Here is a 17,090-nt window from a genome sequence, read left to right as displayed (position 1 = left end):
TCCGCCCGCGGGTGGTGGGCCGCGGCGTCGCTGCCACCCCACCTCCCGGGAGGAAATATTCGGTTGTTGTTGTGTTTGTTGTTGTGCCGGGGCTTACGGCCGCCCTTGGGCTTCTTCCTTTGCTTAGCGCTGTAATTCGGCGAGGATCTGGACTCCCGCGGAAGCGCCGATGCGAGTGGCTCCGGCCTCCACCATGGCGCGGAAATCAGCGGCGCTGCGGATCCCTCCGGCCGCCTTCACTCCCATCTGCTCCCCCACTGTTGCGCGCATGAGGGCGACGGCGTGCTCCGTTGCCCCGCCGGAGGAAAAGCCGGTCGAAGTTTTTACGAAATCCGCGCCGGCCCGCTGGGCGGCCTGGCAGGCACGCACGATCTCATCATCGCTGAGTAGACAGATCTCAATAATGACCTTGACCAGGGCGGCCGGTTTAGCTGCCCCCACCACCGCGGCGATATCAGCTTCCACATCTTCCCAGCGGCCATCGCGCGCGGCCCCAAGATCGATAACCATATCGACTTCGGTAGCGCCGTGCGTGATAGCGTCGCGCGTCTCGAATGCTTTGGTTGCGGAGGTACTGGCTCCCAAAGGGAATCCAATAACCGTGCATACCTTGACATCGCTACCGGAAAGCAGCTTCGCGCAGGTCTCCACCCACACCGGATTGACGCATACCGAGGCGGTTCCCAGGGCGCGGGCCTGGGCGCACAGTTCTTCTATCTCGGCGCGGCGGGCATCGGCACGCAAAAGAGTGTGGTCGATGAGCTGTGCGGGACGTGAATAATGATCGAGAGCGGGCATCATGACTCCTTTGTATGTTTCCCACCGTGACTCATGCTGATAGCCGGAAACTCCACTACCGTAGTCTCCCCTACCAGCCTCACGCTACTAATACGACACCGTTTTACGGTGTTCACGAGTGAATCTAGGTGAGAGCGCCGCCGAGTGCCACGCGCTGCCCCTTCACCGCCCCACGCACCGGAAGTGCCCATAAGCCCGCCAGCGCGCGGAAAAGTCACTGCCGCGCGAATGCGCCGCGCCGATATTGCCACCGATGTTCGCGAAAGGAACATATGTTCCGCGGGCGCGAGGAGTGCCTAGCTCATCATCGTCAAAGCCCGCGCGGTTCCCACATCGGTAACCAAGCGCGACACATAACCATTGGCCAGGGCTGCATAAATAGCCTGGAGTTTATCCGGCCCGCCGGCCACCAGGATTTTTTGTTCCTTCTCGCGCAATTCGGGCAGGCTAATCCCGGTGGCTCGATTATTGAGATCCGGGAGGCATACCCGACCCTGTGCGGTAATGAAATGGGTACAGATATCACCAACCGAGGTGGTGAGCAGCCGCGTCATATCCGCATCATCCAGGCGGAAACCCGCCAAATAAGCCAGATTCGAGCGGGCATCCCCCACCGTATAGAGAACCACCCGGGTGCTGGCCCGCTGGGTGCGGGTCGCCCGCAAACGCGCCTTGATATCCGGATCTTCACGTTGCTGGGCGCTAAGAAACGCCGGGAGCTGGAAATACACGGCCTGCCCACCGCAGGAGGCGGCGATGCGCTCCATCACCATCGTTTCATCAATGGTGCGCACGCACGCCCCAATACAGCACGTCAGCTGAATAATCGCCACGCCTTTGCGCGGGATACGGGGCATATGGCGGGAGACCGCTTCGGTGGTGCGCGAGAGGCAGATGCCGATAGCGTCGCCGTCGCGAATCTGTTCACTGAGCACTTGCGCACCCACGCGCCCGAGGGCTTCGCGCATATCCTCCGGCGCGGAACTGGGCGGGCTGACCAGGCGCACATCCAATAAATTGAAACGCTCGCTCAACCGCGCGCACAGGAACGCGTCATCTTCGCGCGGGTCGTTCACGGTAAAGCGAACAAAGCCGCGTTTGCGGGCGTGGCTGAGCAACTTGGAGATCGTGGAACGGGCCAGGTGCATGCGCTGGGCTACCTCGTCCTGGCTGAGTCCGGAGTAATACAGTTTTGCGGCGTCGAGCGCATCAATATCCCGCGCAGAAAGCCCATCCCGCGTCACAACACCAGAGTCCACCAGCACCACCTCGTCGTACCTCATCATCGCAAGTGTAAGCGAGCCTCCGCGCGCACGTAACAACGCAGGTGCCGCGGCGTCGTTCCACCCGGGACCTGTGATTACACCCGGGCGCGGCCTTAGCGTTAGGATGGAAAGCGGCATCGGCACCGGCACGCGCCACAGCTGTGCATCGGCCGATACCGCGACGGTGAGATCCCCAAGGAGAGGCGAGTAGATCTAGTGAGCCACGACCAAGATATTCAGCTCCACGACTCCGTTGACCGCACCACGGCCCGCTCCCCCGAAGATTTCGATGCACCGCTGCGCGCGGTTGTGCGGCGCCTGAGCACGATGCTCGGTCAGGAAATTGCCCAGCAGCACGGGGAAGAAACCCTCGATCTCATTGAGAAAGTCCGGGCGGCGGCGCGCGATCTCGATTCGGAAACGGCCGCCTCGGAAGTGCAGCGCTCCCTCGATAATATGTCCACGGATACCGCTATTATTCTCACGCGTGCCTTCGCGGAATACTTCCTGCTCGCCAACGCGGCGGAACAAACGTTCCGTATCAAGGTTATTGGTGATAAGGATCCGGCTGAATCCTGGGTTCCGCGCGCGATTTCCCGTATTTATGACGCGGTCGGGCTGGAGGGCCTGCAAAAAACCGTCGATTCGCTGGATATTCGCCTCGTTTTTACCGCTCACCCCACCGAAGCGCAACGGCGCGCCGTGCTGACCAAGCTGCGCCGCGTCTCCGAAATTGTGGAAACGGAAACGGAAGAAGGTAGCGAGGAACGCGCCCGCCAGGATCGCGAACTCGCCTCGGTGATGGAGAGCATCTGGCTCACGGACGAATTGCGCCGCGTGCAGCCCACTCCCCTGGACGAGGCCCGCAATGTCATGTGGTACCTGCGCAGTCTCTACACGGATACCCTTCCCGATGTCATCACGGATTTCCGCGACGAACTGGAACGTTACGGCGCCCACCTGCCCGAAGACGCAGTCCCGATCCGTTTCGGTTCCTGGATCGGTGGGGATCGCGACGGAAACCCGTACGTCACCGCGGATGTCACGGCCGATGTGTTGCGGCTCCAGTCCAGCACCGCTATCGATATTGCCGTGTGGTTCGTGAACCGCGCGATGCTCAGCTTGTCGATTTCCTCGCGTCTTTCGGGCGACGACGCCGCACTGCTGGCCTCCCTGGAAGAGGACTTCCGCTTCCCGGACCTCGTGGATGAAGATTCGCGGGCGCTCTACGCGGAAGAACCCTACCGGCTCAAGCTGGGCGCCATTCGCTCGAAACTCAATAATACGAAGGCCCGCATCACCACCGGCGCGGAGCATATTCCCGGCCATGACTACGCCACCGGAACGGAAATTCAAGAAGAATTCCAGTTGCTGCGCGATGCGCTGCGCCGCCACGGCGCGGAACGGGTGGCCGACGGGCTGCTCGCCACCGCCCAGCAGATTATTCACGGGATGGGCCTGGGGCTGGTCATTTTGGATGTGCGTGAGCACTCCGAGAAACATTTTGAGCTGCTGAGCGAATTATTTAATCGTTTCGGGGGGCTGGAGGCGGATTACGCCACGCTCAGCCGCGAGGAACGCACCGCGCTACTGGGGCGGGAACTGGCCTCCGCGCGTCCGCTGGCACCCGCGTTGATCAACACTGATGATTCGCCGCTGACGGAGAGTTCGCAAAAGACTTTCGAGGTGTTCCGGGCGATTCGCCAGGCCCATAAGATTTACGGGACGGATGCCATTACCACGTATCTGGTCTCCATGACCCACGGCCCCGATGACATCCTCTCCGTGGCGCTGCTGGCCCGCGAAGCGGGGATTATTGATCTGGAGAGCGCGGAGAAGCGTGCCGATCTGGGATTTGCTCCGCTGCTGGAAGAAGTGCCGGAGCTGCGCCGGGCCGGGGAGATCCTCGATACCCTGCTCTCCGATCCTTCCTATCGGGAAATTGTGCGGCTGCGGGGTAACCGCCAGGAAGTTATGCTGGGCTACTCGGATTCCAATAAGGATGCGGGTGTGGTGACTTCCCAGTGGGAGATCCACCAGGCGCAGCGCCAGTTGCGCGATGTCGCCGCTCGGCACGGCGTGACCCTGCGACTTTTCCACGGCCGTGGCGGTTCCGTGGGGCGCGGGGGCGGGCCCACCTACGATGCGATTTTGTCGCAGCCCTACGGCGTTCTGGATGGCGAAATTAAGTTCACCGAACAGGGCGAGGTTATTTCCGATAAGTACACCCTGCCGGCCCTCGCGCGGGAGAACCTCTCCCTCACCCTGGCCGCGGTCATGGAAGCTTCCGCCCTGCACCGCGAACCGCGTAATAGCAATGTATCGCTCAGCCGCTATGACGAAGTCATGGACTTCCTCAGCGGGGCGGCTTACCAGCGCTATCGGGTGCTCGCCGATGATCCAGATCTGCCCGAATACTTCGTGACCTCCACCCCGGTGGAATTGCTAGGTGATCTCAATATCGGTTCGCGCCCCTCCAAGCGCACCACCTCGGAAAAGGGTTTGGATGGCTTGCGGGCTATTCCCTGGGTGTTCGGCTGGACTCAATCTCGCCAGATTGTGCCCGGTTGGTTCGGTGCCGGTTCCGGGCTGCGGGCCGCGCGTGAAGCCGGGTACGGTGAGGACCTCAAGAAGATGGTGCGCAGCTGGCAGTTCTTCCGCACCACGATGTCCAATATTGAAATGACTCTGGCGAAAACTGATATGGATATTGCCGGGCATTATGTGCGCACCCTGGTGCCCGAGCGACTCCACCATATCTACGCGGAGATTCGCGAAGAATACGAGCTGACGGTACGCGAGCTTGAAGCACTGCTGGCCGAGGACGATCTTCTGGATACCCAGCCGGTTCTCCAGCGCACCTTGCGTATTCGTGACCAATATCTCAAACCGATTCATTACCTTCAGGTGGCGCTGCTGGCGCGGGTGCGCGCGAATGCGGCCGCTGTTGATGGGCTTTCCGGCAAGGCGCAATCGGCCGATGAGCAGCGTGCCCTGCTCACCACGATTAACGGCATTTCTGCTGGAATGAAGAATACGGGATAAACGTTATGAGAACCGTATAAAGCGTGCGGCGATCTCACCGCGCGGAGGAGGCTCGGGACCGGCAAAGGCGCCGGTGCTGAGCCTCATTTTTACTTTCTGTGGCTTTTATTAAGAAAAAACCTGTGTTTCGGGCGACACTGGACTTATTTTTACACTAAACTGAAACCGTGGAACGAACATATAGAAGAAGAGTGGGTAGGAAGCAACGCTTCAACGCTGACGATGTTATTCGCGCAGCGAAGGAGGTTGGCGTCTTTACCTTCACTATGAGTGATATTGCAGGCAAGATCGGGGTCGCGACCCCCGCGGTGTACCGCCTTTACGATGGCCGTCAGGACATCGTTGAGGCAGTCATTCGGCGCGCTGCCGATGAAACACCTATTGTGCACGCGGGCACCGATTGGCACGATGCCATCGAGCAGGCAGATGCCAATCTGCGGCGCACCCTGGATGATTACAACGGGCTGGGCGAGGTTCTCCTGTGCAACCCGAAGCTGACGGTGCATTTCGCCCGCCAGCTCCAGGGGCTTTCCCGGGCTCTCGAAGATGGCGGTTTCTCGCATCATAAGTCGGTGGCTTTCTCTTATGCGGCAATCGGTCAGACTATTCTCCGCCATATTATGGAAAAGGCTTTCCGTTACATGAATCCGGATCGTCTGAACGTCATGGAGAAAACCGGGCCCGATCTGATCCCCTTCCTTGAGAAGGCGGCGGAGGATCCCGAGGGCGCGCTGGACGGATACGAAGCAGTGCTGCTTCGATATCTGGAAGACCGGGAGCGCTAGGCGCGGCTTTTTGCGCGGTGGCGCGATGCCGGAACGACGACGCAGCTACCGCGCACCAACCCAATCTGTACACGGGCGGGTACCGAGAAAGCGGTACCCGCCCCTTAGTTTGCTTTCTTCAGGAAACTCGGCTAATTATTCCGTAAAATAACGGGCCGGGCCACGTACCTGAATTTCGGTACCTGACCCGGCCCAATACTTAGCTCTCTCCAGCCGTTGGCCGGTCACATCGCTGCGCGACGTGTTAGCGAGGGCCTCAAGCGTGCGGCTATTTATTCCATGCCACGTGCGATATGCGCCGCACGCCTACTTCCTGCGCGTAGCATCCGCATCGCGGCGCACCGCACCGGCATCATTGCGGCCAACCACCGCGCGCGAGCCCCACACACCCGCAAAAGCGGTGAGAATCGCGGAGAGCAGTAGGCCCACAAAGGCCCAGATAGCAACGGTGGAACCGGTATCGGTGACGTCTTGAGCAACCTCGCGGCCTTCCGCAACCAGGTCCTTGGCCTGAGCCTGCACATCTTGGAGGGTCTTTTCCGCGTTATTAAGAGCTTGCTCAGCCTTGACCTGCGCCTGGTTGTACGCTTCTACCGCGTTGTCCACGGCCTTACGAGCTTCATCCTCATTCAGGTCCGTATTGGCAGCAACGGACTTAGCCACCGCATCACGGTCAATATCCTTCGTCACGGAATCAACTCGCTGCTGGAGTGAATCGCCCAGATCAGAAAGGATCGTTTCGTAATTCTCCGGATTGACCACGAGGTCCTTGGCCGCTGCACTGATATCGTCCGTGGCACCGTCCACCTGGCCGCGCAGGTAATCAGGCTGGAGTGTTTCCTCACCGGTATCGGCAAGGATCTTCTCCGTTTGGGCTTCCACGCTATCCCACTGAACATCAAGGTTATCGGAAATAGCGCTGGCCGCCTCCGAAACGGCATTCCCGGAGGCCTGCGCCACTCCGCCTACCGCGCTACCTGCGGCGTTACCCACCGAGCCGATGGCTGAACCAACAGCTCCCAGCGCGGCGGAAATACCCAGCCACACCGCAACGGTGGCCACAATAATCGTGGTGGCCCAGGTGGTCAGGCCGTGCAGCAGCCCGCCTTTGACGGCCAGCGCGCCCGTCACGTAACCGCCTAGACCGAGGGCGATCACAATGGAGCACACCGCCCACAGCCCCATACCGAAGCCGAAACCTTCGCCGGGATTGCTGGAGGCCGGATCAAAAGTGCCCAGGCCAATCGCCGCGCCGAGGAAGCTGAAGACCACCAGAGTGGCGATCGCGACGGCAACACCGGCGAAAACGGAGCCCCAGGACATATTGGTGGCTCGGCCCGGGGTATCAGCGCCCAGGAAAGTGGAACGCCATCCCGGCTTCGCATCCTCGGCCGAGTACTGCTCGGCCGAAGCCACCCGGGCATCTACCGGACGTGCGGTAACTCGTTCGCGATCCGCGCGGGTATGCGCCGTCGTTGCTTCAGGGTAATCGCGCTCGGGAGTTGCCCCTCCGGGCGTAGTTGTATGTTCTGTCATGAGTTGATCCTTAAAACTTGGCGGAAAGCGCCATGGGTGCCGGCCTGGTGGTGTCAGCCGTGGTGGCAGAGCCGTTGAAGGCGCAGCACAGCACTCTCTAGACACCACATTAGCCACACCACACTTAAGTGATCAAAGCGACAGGGCGCATAATGTCATTCACTTCTCAATCAGAATAACTTATAATCTTTGTCTTTATTTCTCCTCACATATCGGCTAATCTTCCACAACCAGGCCGCGAAATTGGCGCGATTCCACAACGGATTCGTGAGGAACGGATTCGCAAGGATGGCTTGCGTTTCCGTAGCCGCGCCTCACGCCGCACCTCAGCCCGGCATTCTGCACCTACCGCTTGATGCTCTGCTGCACCACCGCGTACCCGTGCAGGGTCACATCCAGGCCCCGGTTCTTGGGCTGATCCGCGGTGTTATGCGGAGCGCGTTCCCGAGCCTCAGCCCAGGCGTCGTAAGATTCCTGTGCATCCCAGCCGGTCACTACGTAGTAGTCTTCCACCCCGCTCACCGGGCGCCACAGCTCGAAGAAGGAGAATCCGGGCGCCGCATCCACGGCCGCCTTGCGCGCCGCGAAACGCTGCTCAATAACCTTCTCCATTCCGGGGAGGAAAGATAGCGCCACGATAGAAACAAAGCCTGCCTGCGGGGTTTCCCCGTGCTCGACTTCGGGAAGGTTGACCACCTCAAATTCGAGCAGCTGCGCCCCCAAGTGCGCGTTATCGGGTGCCTGGCGGGCAGCATCCATTTTGCGCGGATGCGCGGCCGGATCGGTGCGCCACGCGGTGAAATCCTCCTCGGATTCCCATTCGGTGACCACCAGGTAGCGCTCCCCTTCTTCCAGCGGGCGCAGCAACCGGAAGGACAGGAAACCGGGCCGCTGATCTACGGCACCTTCGCGCGCCGCAAAACGCGCTTCGAAGTGCTCGCCAGCACCCTCTGGAACAGAAATAGCATTGATTTTCACGACGGTCATGGAGGCTCCTTCACCTAGAACAATGGGACGTGCACCATAGTAACTCTCTTGGCGCCCCATGCTCCGCATGGTGGAAACTTCGCCCTCCGCTCCCCCGCCGGTGCCACAATAGGGCGCATGCCTTCCCACGTATCAGATGTCCGCTTCGGAGCACAGATGGCCGCGGGCGCCGGCCTGGGGATGATCCCCCTGGGCATGGCCTTCGGACTTCTTGTTATCCAGTACGGCCAACCGTGGTGGCTTGCTCCCGCGCTATCCTTCTTTATTTATTCCGGTTCGGCCGAGCTGCTCGCCGTCGCCCTTATTAGTGCGCACGCACCGGTCCTCACGATTCTCCTCACCATCTTTTTCGTGAACGTGCGTCACGTTTTTTACGCGTTTTCGTACCCCATCGCGCAGCTCACCCACCCGCTTGCCCGCATGTATTGTGTCTACTCCCTCACCGACGAAACCTACGCGATCACCACCTCGCATCCCGGCGTCTGGAATCAACGCCGGCTGGTCTCCCTCCAAGCAGTACTCCAAGCGTGCTGGGTTGGCGGCGGGCTCCTGGGAGTGGCGATTGGTGGGTTCCTTCCCGGCCAGATTCGCGGCGTCAATTTCGCGCTCGTCGCCCTTTTTATCGTGCTCGCCCTGGACGCGTTCCACGCGCGCCGCGATATTCCCGGCGTGCTCGGCGCGGGCCTCGCGTTTGTGCTGGCACAGCTATGTGCGCCGAGCGCCCTGCTGCCCGTCGCGATGAGTCTTTTCGCGCTGTTCTTAGTGGTGCGTTTCGTGGTGCGCACTCGTTTTAAGAAGAACGACGACGCCGCACGTTCCCCACGTGGCGCATCAGGTGAGGAAGGTGAGCTGTAATGACCGGCTATCTCCTTGCTGTGCTGCTGGGTTCTCTGGCTCTCATGCTGTGCCTGCGCGGGGTGCCGTTCCTTATTTTGCATCCACTGCGCCGCTCGCGCCTGGTGCGAGCATTATCGGCCTGGCTCCCGGTGGGGGTGCTGGTCATTTTGGCGCTGGCAATGGTCCGCAACGAAGTGCTTCCGGTGTCTGCTGAATCTGTGCTGCGCGTGGGCGTGGCCAGCGCGGTCACGATCCTGGCCCACGAGCTTTCCGGGCGCCGCATGCTCGTTTCCCTGGCCGCCGGCACCCTTACCTACATCGGCCTGCTCGCGATCTAGAATCTGGTGTGACGCTTGCGCCACCGGAGGCGAGCGACAACTGGTGAGGAGGATCCACATGCCAGAGGCGCGCAAACGAAGTTTCGTGATCCGGCACCCCTACCTCACGCAGATTTTTCTTGCCTATGTGATTGTCTACGCCTGGTTCATTTTACGTGTTATCCACGCTGTGTTCACCAGTTCACGATATTCATCTAGCCCAGAGGAATTCATTTTTTCATTGATCGTCCTCGCTATTTTCCCCTGGGTCACCACCTACCCGATTATCCTCACGTGTTACCAGGTGATCGCGCTGATCATCGCAATACGGGGGAAGCCGCTGCCGGTTATGGAGGCAGCGCATGATGTTTGGACAATCTTCTTAGCGCTTAGTTTCCATCTGGCCCTCATCTCTATGAGATACAGCGTGGTCTTTTATGCCGACTGGTCGGTGCAGCTCGTCAACGACCAGACGCATACGCCTATCCGCACGGGTTTTCAGCCATTTCTACTGGTGCTGTGCATTGTCTGCTCGGCAGCTTTCCTCTACGTGCGGCTCAAGCCGCTCAGCGAGATTCCACCGCTTCTCACGGTTCTCTGCTTTTCGTGCATCTATCTTGGCAACGCCATTGTTATCGCGTGGACTATTCAGACATTCCGGCCTGGCGGTCCGGAGAATCTCATCCTGTTGTTGCCGGTCACGGCGGTGCTGCTGATCTCCGCAAAAACGATCATCATGAAAATCCACGAATTTCATTCCCAAGCGCACCAAGCACCACAAGCGGTTCAGGCGGCCGGATCGGGAGTGCTCGCCTACCTGGAAAAGATTCTTTCCCGAGCTCGAAACTGGCCGCTCCTCGCCCTGCTTGGCCTGGTACCCGTGCTGGGAATCTTCCTCCTTATTCTGGTGCTTTTCGGCCAAGAACCAAACGCCGCCATCAAAGCCTTCACGGAAACAAGCGATTGGACCCTTTCGCAGCGAATCTCCCCTCCCAATACCTACTACGACGAGCACTATTTATGCACCGTGGCAGCCGGCGGTCACCCGGCGATAGTCAAACCGATCCGGGATGGCGTACGCGGCGGGCATCGCATCACCGTGAACCGCCAGCTCCTCATCGCGAATGCATTTGAACAGGTCCTGGAAGAAAAGGCCCCGAAAGCGCATCGGGCAATCCGCAGTGTCTATAACCGTTATGGCTTCCCACTCTCGCGACTCGTCCGCAGCCGCTTGGCGGCGGACGCTGTATGGATCGCCATGAAACCCCTGGAATGGCTATTCCTGGCAGTGATTTACCTTGTTGACGCCCGCCCGGAGGACCGCATCGCAATCCAATACACCGGCCGCCGCCGCGAGGACTTCACTGCCGGGTAATTTCGGACGCAAGTTAAGACCAAGTTAAGACTGAACTAATAGCGCAAGGGCTCACGACGTTCAATAGTCTCGCCAGCCCCTGGGGAGGGCCTATCTGTTTTCAGAGCTGTACTGTGCTTGTCGTACACGCGAAGTACATCTCGGAAAAACATACCTTCCTCGCCGGCACAGCGGGGCGGCGAGGCAAAGTGTGAGTCCGGGACATCGCCTCCCACAGGATGTGCGTAAGAGACACAAAACCGCCCCGAAACGGTACTCTCCCGCACACTTCGTTTCCGGGCGCGGTTCACGGCAGTTCTGGGGCCGGATCACTTCGTTTCCGGGCACGGTTCATGCGACTCCGCGAATGCAGTGGGGGAGCAGATCCGGATGTCCGGATCTGCTCCCCCACTAGTTGCGCTGTGCGCGGTGGGCGCCCTGCGCTAGCTCACCCGAAGGCAAGCCGCGCGGTGGGCGCGTGGCGCACGCTGCGGTTATGCGGCTTTAGCGCTTGACGCGTGCCGAGCCGCCGCGGGCCAGGTTCTCCACCTCGGCGCGGGTGGCCATGGTGGTGTCCCCCGGCGTGGTCATGGCGAGGGCGCCGTGGGCGGCCCCGAGTTCCACTGCCTTCTGGACATCACCGTATTCCATGAGCCCGAAGATGAGGCCGGAGGCGAAGGAGTCGCCGCCGCCCACGCGGTCGAAGATCTCCAAGCCATCACGCTGGGTAGCCTGCACGAAGCCCTGATCGCGCTTCCATGCCACCGCACCCCAGTCATTGATGGTTGCCGAACGCACCTGGCGCATCGTGGTACCGATGGCCTTGAAGTTCGGGAAGGTTTCCGCCGCCTTCTCAATCATCTTGTGGAAGGATTCCACCTGGAGGTTATCGAGGTTCTCATTTGCACCTTCGATTTCCAGGCCGAGGCAGGCGGTGAAGTCCTCTTCGTTACCGATCATGACGTCCACGAAGGGCGCCAGGGACTTATTCACTTCCTGCGCGCGGGCCTTGCCACCGTGCAGATTCCACAGCGAAGGACGGTAGTTGAGGTCATAGGATACGACGGTGCCGTATTCCTTGGCCTTCTTAATAACCGCCAGCGCCGTTTCCGAAGCCTGCTCGGAGAGGGCCGCGTAAATCCCGCCGGTGTGCAGCCAGCGCACCCCGAGCTCACCAAAGAGGTAATCGAGATCGATATCCTCCGGGGTGAGCTGCGAAATCGCGGTGTGGGCCCGGTCGGAACACCCGACAGCCCCGCGCATCCCGAAACCGCGTTCGGTGAAATTGAGGCCGTTACGAGCCGACTGGCCGATGCCGTCGTCGTCGACCCAATGAATGAAACGGGTATCCAGGCCGCCGGTGAGGATCAGATCCTCGAGCAGCAGCCCCACTTCATTACGCACCAGAGAGGTGAGGATCGCGCCGCGCTTCTGGAAGGCGCGTCGCAGGCCGCGGGCCACGTTGTACTCCCCGCCGCCTTCGGAGGCGGCGAACTGCCGGGTGGTGCGGATACGGCCGGCACCCGGATCCAGGCGAAGCATCACTTCACCCAGGGAGACAATATCGTAGGTGGTTTCCTCGGCGGATTTAATCGTCAGGGCGTCGCTCACTTGCGAATCTCCTTAGCTAGATCGGATGCTTCTTGGGACAGGCGGGTGATCTCCGCGAAGTTCCCGGAGGAAATCAGATCGCGCTTGATCATCCACGAACCCGAAACGGACAGGATAGCCGGATCGGAAAGCCATTCGGCCATATTCGCGAGCTTCACTCCGCCGGACGGCACGAAGTAGGTATTCGGGAAGGGACCGCGCAAGGCCTTGACCATGGGCAGCCCGCCCGCTTCCCCACCGGGGAAGAACTTCACCGCGGTAGCACCGTACTCCAAAGCCATCATGATTTCCGTGGCGGTCTGCACGCCCGGAAGGTAGGGAATCTGGCGTTCGGCGGCCACATCGGCCACGCCGGCGCTCCAGCCCGGGGAAACGAAGAACTTCGCACCTAGGTCCGCGGCGGTTTCCGCCTGGGCCCGGGTAAGAACCGTTCCAGCACCCACTGTCATGCCCTCAACATCCCGCATGGCCTTAATGGCTTCCCCGCCGGCAGCGGTACGGAAGGTTACTTCGGCGCAGTGGATACCGCCGGCCACCAGGGCGCGGGCGGCCTCGGGCGCCTGCGCGGCGTCGTCGATCACCACAACGGGAACAATGGGGTGGGTTTCCAGGAACGGACGAACGTCTGGAAGTTGCTGAGACACTACTTTGCCGCCTTCTTCATCTTGTCGATGCCGTCCCACAGCCCGAGGAGGTACTGGGTGCCCAGTGCCCGGTCATACAGCGGGTAGCCGGGGCGGCCTTCTTCGCCCCAAATCATGCGGCCGTGATCGGGACGCACGTAAATATCGGGGCAGGTATCGTAAATGGCTTCCACCGCGGCCTGCATATCGAGGTCGCCGTCCGCGGACCAGTGGGCCGCTTCCTTGAAGGTCTTCTCCCCCAGGTACTTGACATTACGCAGGTGGGAAGCGGCAATACGGCCGCGTTCGCCCACGTAGCGCAGGATCTCCGCCACGTTATTGGAGGGGTTGGAGCCAAGCGAGCCAATGCACACGCACAGGGAGTGCATCGGGGAATCATTGAGGGCCAGGATTTCCTTGATGTCATCCAGGCTCTTGTAGGCGCGCGGAATACCGAAGAGATCCCAAGCCGGATCGTCCGGATGGCAGGCCATCTTAATTCCGACCTTTTCACAGGTGGGGATAATGCCGTCCAGGAAGTACTTCCAGTTTTCGCGCAGCTTCTCCACCGTCATGTTCTGGTAGAGTGCCATGACTTCATCCAGCTTGGCCAGGCGTTCGGGTTCCCAACCGGGCAGGGTGAGGCCGCCGGATTCTTCGGCCGTCTTATTGACGATATCCTGCGGGGTCATGCCTTCGATTTCGGAGTGATCGTAGTACAGGCAGGTGGAGCCGTCCTCATTCACGTGGGCGAGTTCGGTACGCAGCCAGTCGAAAACGGGCATGAAGTTATACACAACTACCTTGACGCCGAATTCCGCGAGGTTTTCCAGCGTGGTGCAGTAGTTCTTGATGTATTCGTCACGGCTGGGAAGGCCGAGCTTGATGTCCTCGTGGACGTTCACGGATTCGATGATCTCGCATTCGAGTCCGGCTTCGTGAACCTGATCGATGAGGACCTTGATTTCGTCCTTTTCCCAGTTCTCCCCGGCCGCCTTGTAGGACAGGGTGCCCATAATTCCGGACACGCCCGGAATCTGCTTGATGTACTGCAGCGGAATGGGGTCGTGACCTTCGCCGTACCAGCGGAATGTCATTTTCATTAGTTGATCTCCTCGTGAATAGTGGCACGCACAGCGCCGGGACCGGCAATGAGCTTCGTGAACAGGGCTTCGACCTTCTCCGCCAGCGGAGTGGTATACAGGTCGAGGCCGAAAATATTGGCATTGGACAGGATGGGCTTGAGCGCGGCGTGAGCATCAACGCTCTCACCGAGCTTAATTCCCTTGAGGTGCCCCTGGAGTTCTTCCAGCAGCGGATCGGAAGACGGCGTGAATTCTTCGCCGTCGTCCGCGATACCGAGCAGGTACCGTGCCCACACCGCGAAAACGAGCGGGATCACGCGCAGCTTGTCCATATCCAGACCGCGGCGCTGGTATTCCTGCAGCGTGACTCCGAAACGGATCGGAATCTTCTGCGAGGTATCCATAGCGATACGGGCCGGATTGTCCGGCAGCGCGCTATTGGGGAAACGTTCCTCGAGAACTTCGCGCACGAAGTCCTTCGGATCGATAATCCCCGGATCGGTTACTACCGGCATCGCTTCATCATAGGCGAGGATATTGACCATCTTCGCCAAATCGGGATCGCGCATTTCCGAATCAATGGTCGGGAAGCGCATCACCGTACCGGACACTGCCAGTGCGGTGTGGAGCGGGTTGAGGCAGGTGGTGACCTTCATCCGCTCGAACTTATCGCAGGTTTCGCGATCGGTGATGTACACGCCGTAATCCTCGAAAGGCGGGCGTTCGGCCGCGAACTTATCTTCGATAATGAGGTATTCGGTGGGTTCGGCATTGACGAAGCCGGCAATCGGGGTGCGGCCCAGGTGGTCAATACCCATATCGGTGAAGCCGAGCCCGGTGAGGTACTCCGATACTTCTTCCGAGGGGCGCGGGGTGATCTTATCGATCACGGAAATCGGGAAGGCAACCTTGGTGTCATCACTGGCCCAGTCCAGGAATTCCTGGCTGAGCGCACCGCGCTCCACCCAACCGCGGGCGATCTGCAGCACCGAATCGCGCAGCTTATCGCCGTTGTGGGAGAAGTTATCGGCGGAGATGAAGTTAATGGGTGCCCCGCCCGCCTGGTAGCGATGCGCGAGCAGCCCGGCCAGCAGCGCCATGGTGTTCTCATGGTTGGCGAAGGGATCCGAGGCGATATCCGCGCGGGTAGCTTCGGAAAGCTCACCCTGGGAATCCTGAATCACATAGCCCTTTTCGGTAATGGTGAGGGTAACCGTGGTCATCTCCGGGTTGGTGAAGATGGAGACGAGCCGATCAAAATCGCCCTCGCGGCGAGTTGCCAGGCCATCGGCCAGGCCGGCAATAACGCGGGTATCGCGCTTATCACCGGAAAGAATAACGCCCAGGGTCAACAGGTCAAAAGCTTCGAGCTGCTTTTCCATTTCAGCCGGGTTCATCGGCACCACGCCGGTGATCGGCCAGTACTTGCCGTCCGCCAGCATGTCATCCGCGATGCGCGCCAGGAAGATCCGGAAAATATTACCTGGGCCGATATGCACCCAGCGCGGGTTGGTGCGAACGCGCTCCTGAGTTGCGGCCACATCAAAAGCCGGAACTTGAATACCGGCTGCTTCGTAATCACTCGCTTGGGAGAGCGAGCTGAGATTGAGTTTCATATACATCACCTTTGATAGTTGGATCGGGACGGCTCCACGTGCGATCCACCGGCGGCCGCCCCGCAGGAGCGCCGGCGTGCGCCGTGTTCCTGCCGTGAGGTCACCCGGTGAGTGAACACCGCTCCCGATGCCACCACCCAGTATTCCTTTATACGACGACGAACCGGCCGGGCACCCCCGCACCCGAATGTTTCCTTACGTGAAACGCCCGTTCGTACGTATGAAATGATTGTACCTCATTTTCGCGCCCGGCGGCACCCGGGAGCGGGGTGTGAAGTATTCGGATTCCGGGCCTTTTCTTATTCAACACTGACCGCCCCACGCCCCCGTTTTTATGTTTCACATATTGAAATCGCGCGGTATAATTTTCCCGGCCTGCAGTTATACCCTCGTAGAGTAAAGGAGCTTGAGGTGTCCGGTACTTCCCCTGAGGAGCGCGCTCCGCTCTCCTCCATCGATCGCGCGTTGCTCGTGGTGGAGTTTTTAGCACGCCGCGGACCGGAAGGTGCCCCGCTCTCCGATATTGCAGCCGCGGTGGATTCCAATAAGGCCACGGTCCACCACACGCTGCGCTCACTGCGCTACCGGGATTGGGTGGACCAGGACGCCGATACCGGCTACTACTTCCTCGGGGACGGGGTGGACCCGATCATTCGCTACACCACCCGCACCCAATTCGTAGTGGACCAACTCCACCCCGCCCTCGTGGCCATTTGCCACCGCTATAACGAACTCGTGCACCTGGGCAAACTCTCCGGCCAGGTGGTCACCTACCTCGATAAAGTGGAGCCAGATCGCCCCATCCGGGTGGTGTCCTTTATCGGGCGTAATGCCCCGGCGGTCACCACCGCGCTCGGGCGCGCTTTGCTGGGCGCCAATAACGTAACCGGTGCGGAAATTGACTGGTACCTGAGTGTTCCCACCGATAATCCCCCCACCCGCGCCACCATCGAGGAGTGCATCGAGCACGTGCACCGCCACGGCTGGGGTATGGAAGTGGAAGAAAACGAAGCGGGTATCGCCTGCGTAGCGGTCCCGGTGGATCTGAAAAACGGCGAGCGGGTGGCCGTGTCCGTCACCGCACCCGCCGAACGTCTGGGAGCGGCAACCCGCGAAGCGGTGGCCTACGGTATTGCCGAAGAAATCAACGCTATTTCCGGTACCACCGGCGTGAGTGTTCCGGAGGTGCTGCTGCCCCGTTCCGTGCGCTAAGCGAACCGCGGGTAGCGGC

Annotated in this window: 14 protein-coding genes; 6 read left to right on the top strand and 8 right to left on the bottom strand. The window is 60.3% G+C overall.

Annotated features, from left to right (window positions below; all coding sequences use genetic code 11):
- Positions 1–123: 123 nt before the first annotated feature.
- Both deoC and CZ322_RS07445 read right to left on the bottom strand, forming a co-directional pair.
- Positions 124–798, bottom strand: a complete 675-nt coding sequence (deoC, locus tag CZ322_RS07450) for a deoxyribose-phosphate aldolase (RefSeq protein WP_087070792.1) — start codon at positions 796–798, stop codon at positions 124–126.
- Between the two features lie 296 nt (positions 799–1,094).
- Positions 1,095–2,081, bottom strand: a complete 987-nt coding sequence (locus tag CZ322_RS07445) for a sugar-binding transcriptional regulator (RefSeq protein ID WP_159455015.1) — start codon at positions 2,079–2,081, stop codon at positions 1,095–1,097.
- A gap of 198 nt (positions 2,082–2,279) precedes the next feature.
- Between CZ322_RS07445 and ppc the strand changes: the two genes are divergently transcribed.
- Both ppc and CZ322_RS07435 read left to right on the top strand, forming a co-directional pair.
- Entirely contained in the window at positions 2,280–5,108 is a 2,829-nt protein-coding gene (gene ppc / locus CZ322_RS07440) for a phosphoenolpyruvate carboxylase (RefSeq protein WP_087070790.1), read from the top strand.
- A gap of 266 nt (positions 5,109–5,374) precedes the next feature.
- Positions 5,375–5,893 carry a hypothetical protein gene (locus CZ322_RS07435; protein WP_143231882.1) on the top strand — a complete coding sequence of 173 codons (519 nt, stop codon included), beginning with the start codon at positions 5,375–5,377 and terminating at the stop codon, positions 5,891–5,893.
- Positions 5,894–6,199: 306 nt separating this feature from the next.
- On the opposite strand, the gene CZ322_RS07430 is transcribed toward CZ322_RS07435, so the two are convergent.
- Both CZ322_RS07430 and CZ322_RS10385 read right to left on the bottom strand, forming a co-directional pair.
- Positions 6,200–7,429: a hypothetical protein gene (locus CZ322_RS07430; protein WP_087070788.1), complete on the bottom strand. Its 1,230-nt coding sequence runs from the start codon at positions 7,427–7,429 to the stop codon at positions 6,200–6,202.
- A 345-nt stretch (positions 7,430–7,774) separates the two neighbouring features.
- Positions 7,775–8,416, bottom strand: a complete 642-nt coding sequence (locus CZ322_RS10385) for an antibiotic biosynthesis monooxygenase family protein (protein ID WP_087070787.1) — start codon at positions 8,414–8,416, stop codon at positions 7,775–7,777.
- Between the two features lie 117 nt (positions 8,417–8,533).
- Between CZ322_RS10385 and CZ322_RS07420 the strand changes: the two genes are divergently transcribed.
- From CZ322_RS07420 to CZ322_RS07410, 3 genes are read left to right on the top strand one after another with little or no spacing between them, the layout of a single operon-like run.
- A complete protein-coding gene (locus tag CZ322_RS07420) occupies positions 8,534–9,271 on the top strand; it encodes an AzlC family ABC transporter permease (protein WP_234984502.1) in 738 nt (245 codons plus the stop codon).
- The gene (locus CZ322_RS07415) at positions 9,271–9,591 is read left to right on the top strand and encodes an AzlD domain-containing protein (protein WP_087070785.1); all 321 of its coding nucleotides are present in this window, start codon (positions 9,271–9,273) and stop codon (positions 9,589–9,591) included. Before CZ322_RS07420 ends, CZ322_RS07415 begins: the two co-directional genes overlap by 1 nt.
- A 58-nt stretch (positions 9,592–9,649) precedes the next feature.
- Entirely contained in the window at positions 9,650–10,945 is a 1,296-nt protein-coding gene (locus CZ322_RS07410; protein ID WP_087070784.1) for a DUF6688 domain-containing protein, read from the top strand.
- A gap of 483 nt (positions 10,946–11,428) precedes the next feature.
- Here CZ322_RS07410 and CZ322_RS07405 read toward each other — a convergent pair whose 3' ends face one another.
- From CZ322_RS07405 to CZ322_RS07390, 4 genes are read right to left on the bottom strand one after another with little or no spacing between them, the layout of a single operon-like run.
- Positions 11,429–12,535, bottom strand: coding sequence for a sugar kinase (locus tag CZ322_RS07405; protein WP_087070783.1), 1,107 nt, complete (start codon positions 12,533–12,535; stop codon positions 11,429–11,431).
- On the bottom strand, positions 12,532–13,179 hold the full coding sequence (locus CZ322_RS07400; RefSeq protein ID WP_087070782.1) for a bifunctional 4-hydroxy-2-oxoglutarate aldolase/2-dehydro-3-deoxy-phosphogluconate aldolase: 648 nt from the start codon (positions 13,177–13,179) through the stop codon (positions 12,532–12,534). The genes CZ322_RS07405 and CZ322_RS07400 overlap by 4 nt, the downstream gene beginning before the upstream one ends.
- On the bottom strand, positions 13,179–14,261 hold the full coding sequence (gene uxuA, locus CZ322_RS07395; RefSeq protein WP_016442774.1) for a mannonate dehydratase: 1,083 nt from the start codon (positions 14,259–14,261) through the stop codon (positions 13,179–13,181). The genes CZ322_RS07400 and uxuA overlap by 1 nt, the downstream gene beginning before the upstream one ends.
- Entirely contained in the window at positions 14,261–15,859 is a 1,599-nt protein-coding gene (locus CZ322_RS07390) for a mannitol dehydrogenase family protein (RefSeq protein ID WP_087070781.1), read from the bottom strand. The genes uxuA and CZ322_RS07390 overlap by 1 nt, the downstream gene beginning before the upstream one ends.
- Positions 15,860–16,270: 411 nt before the next feature.
- On the opposite strand from CZ322_RS07390, the gene CZ322_RS07385 reads away from it, so the two are divergent.
- Entirely contained in the window at positions 16,271–17,071 is an 801-nt protein-coding gene (locus CZ322_RS07385) for an IclR family transcriptional regulator (RefSeq protein WP_087070780.1), read from the top strand.
- Positions 17,072–17,090: the final 19 nt, after the last annotated feature.

Source organism: Actinotignum timonense (genome assembly GCF_900155575.1).
Taxonomy (GTDB): domain Bacteria; phylum Actinomycetota; class Actinomycetes; order Actinomycetales; family Actinomycetaceae; genus Actinotignum; species Actinotignum timonense.
Note: the sequence above shows the minus strand (reverse complement) of the source record. Positions and strands in the feature narration are given on the sequence as shown.

What these genes read in the sequence shown, in the direction of transcription:
- deoC (WP_087070792.1), bottom strand. Translation starts at nt 798, where the DNA reads ATGCCCGCTCTCGATCATTATTCACGTCCCGCACAGCTCATCGACCAC.
- CZ322_RS07445 (WP_159455015.1), bottom strand. Translation starts at nt 2,081, where the DNA reads ATGAGGTACGACGAGGTGGTGCTGGTGGACTCTGGTGTTGTGACGCGG.
- CZ322_RS07435 (WP_143231882.1), top strand. Translation starts at nt 5,375, where the DNA reads ATGAGTGATATTGCAGGCAAGATCGGGGTCGCGACCCCCGCGGTGTAC.
- CZ322_RS07430 (WP_087070788.1), bottom strand. Translation starts at nt 7,429, where the DNA reads ATGACAGAACATACAACTACGCCCGGAGGGGCAACTCCCGAGCGCGAT.
- CZ322_RS10385 (WP_087070787.1), bottom strand. Translation starts at nt 8,416, where the DNA reads ATGACCGTCGTGAAAATCAATGCTATTTCTGTTCCAGAGGGTGCTGGC.
- CZ322_RS07420 (WP_234984502.1), top strand. Translation starts at nt 8,534, where the DNA reads ATGCCTTCCCACGTATCAGATGTCCGCTTCGGAGCACAGATGGCCGCG.
- CZ322_RS07415 (WP_087070785.1), top strand. Translation starts at nt 9,271, where the DNA reads ATGACCGGCTATCTCCTTGCTGTGCTGCTGGGTTCTCTGGCTCTCATG.
- CZ322_RS07410 (WP_087070784.1), top strand. Translation starts at nt 9,650, where the DNA reads ATGCCAGAGGCGCGCAAACGAAGTTTCGTGATCCGGCACCCCTACCTC.
- uxuA (WP_016442774.1), bottom strand. Translation starts at nt 14,261, where the DNA reads ATGAAAATGACATTCCGCTGGTACGGCGAAGGTCACGACCCCATTCCG.
- CZ322_RS07390 (WP_087070781.1), bottom strand. Translation starts at nt 15,859, where the DNA reads ATGAAACTCAATCTCAGCTCGCTCTCCCAAGCGAGTGATTACGAAGCA.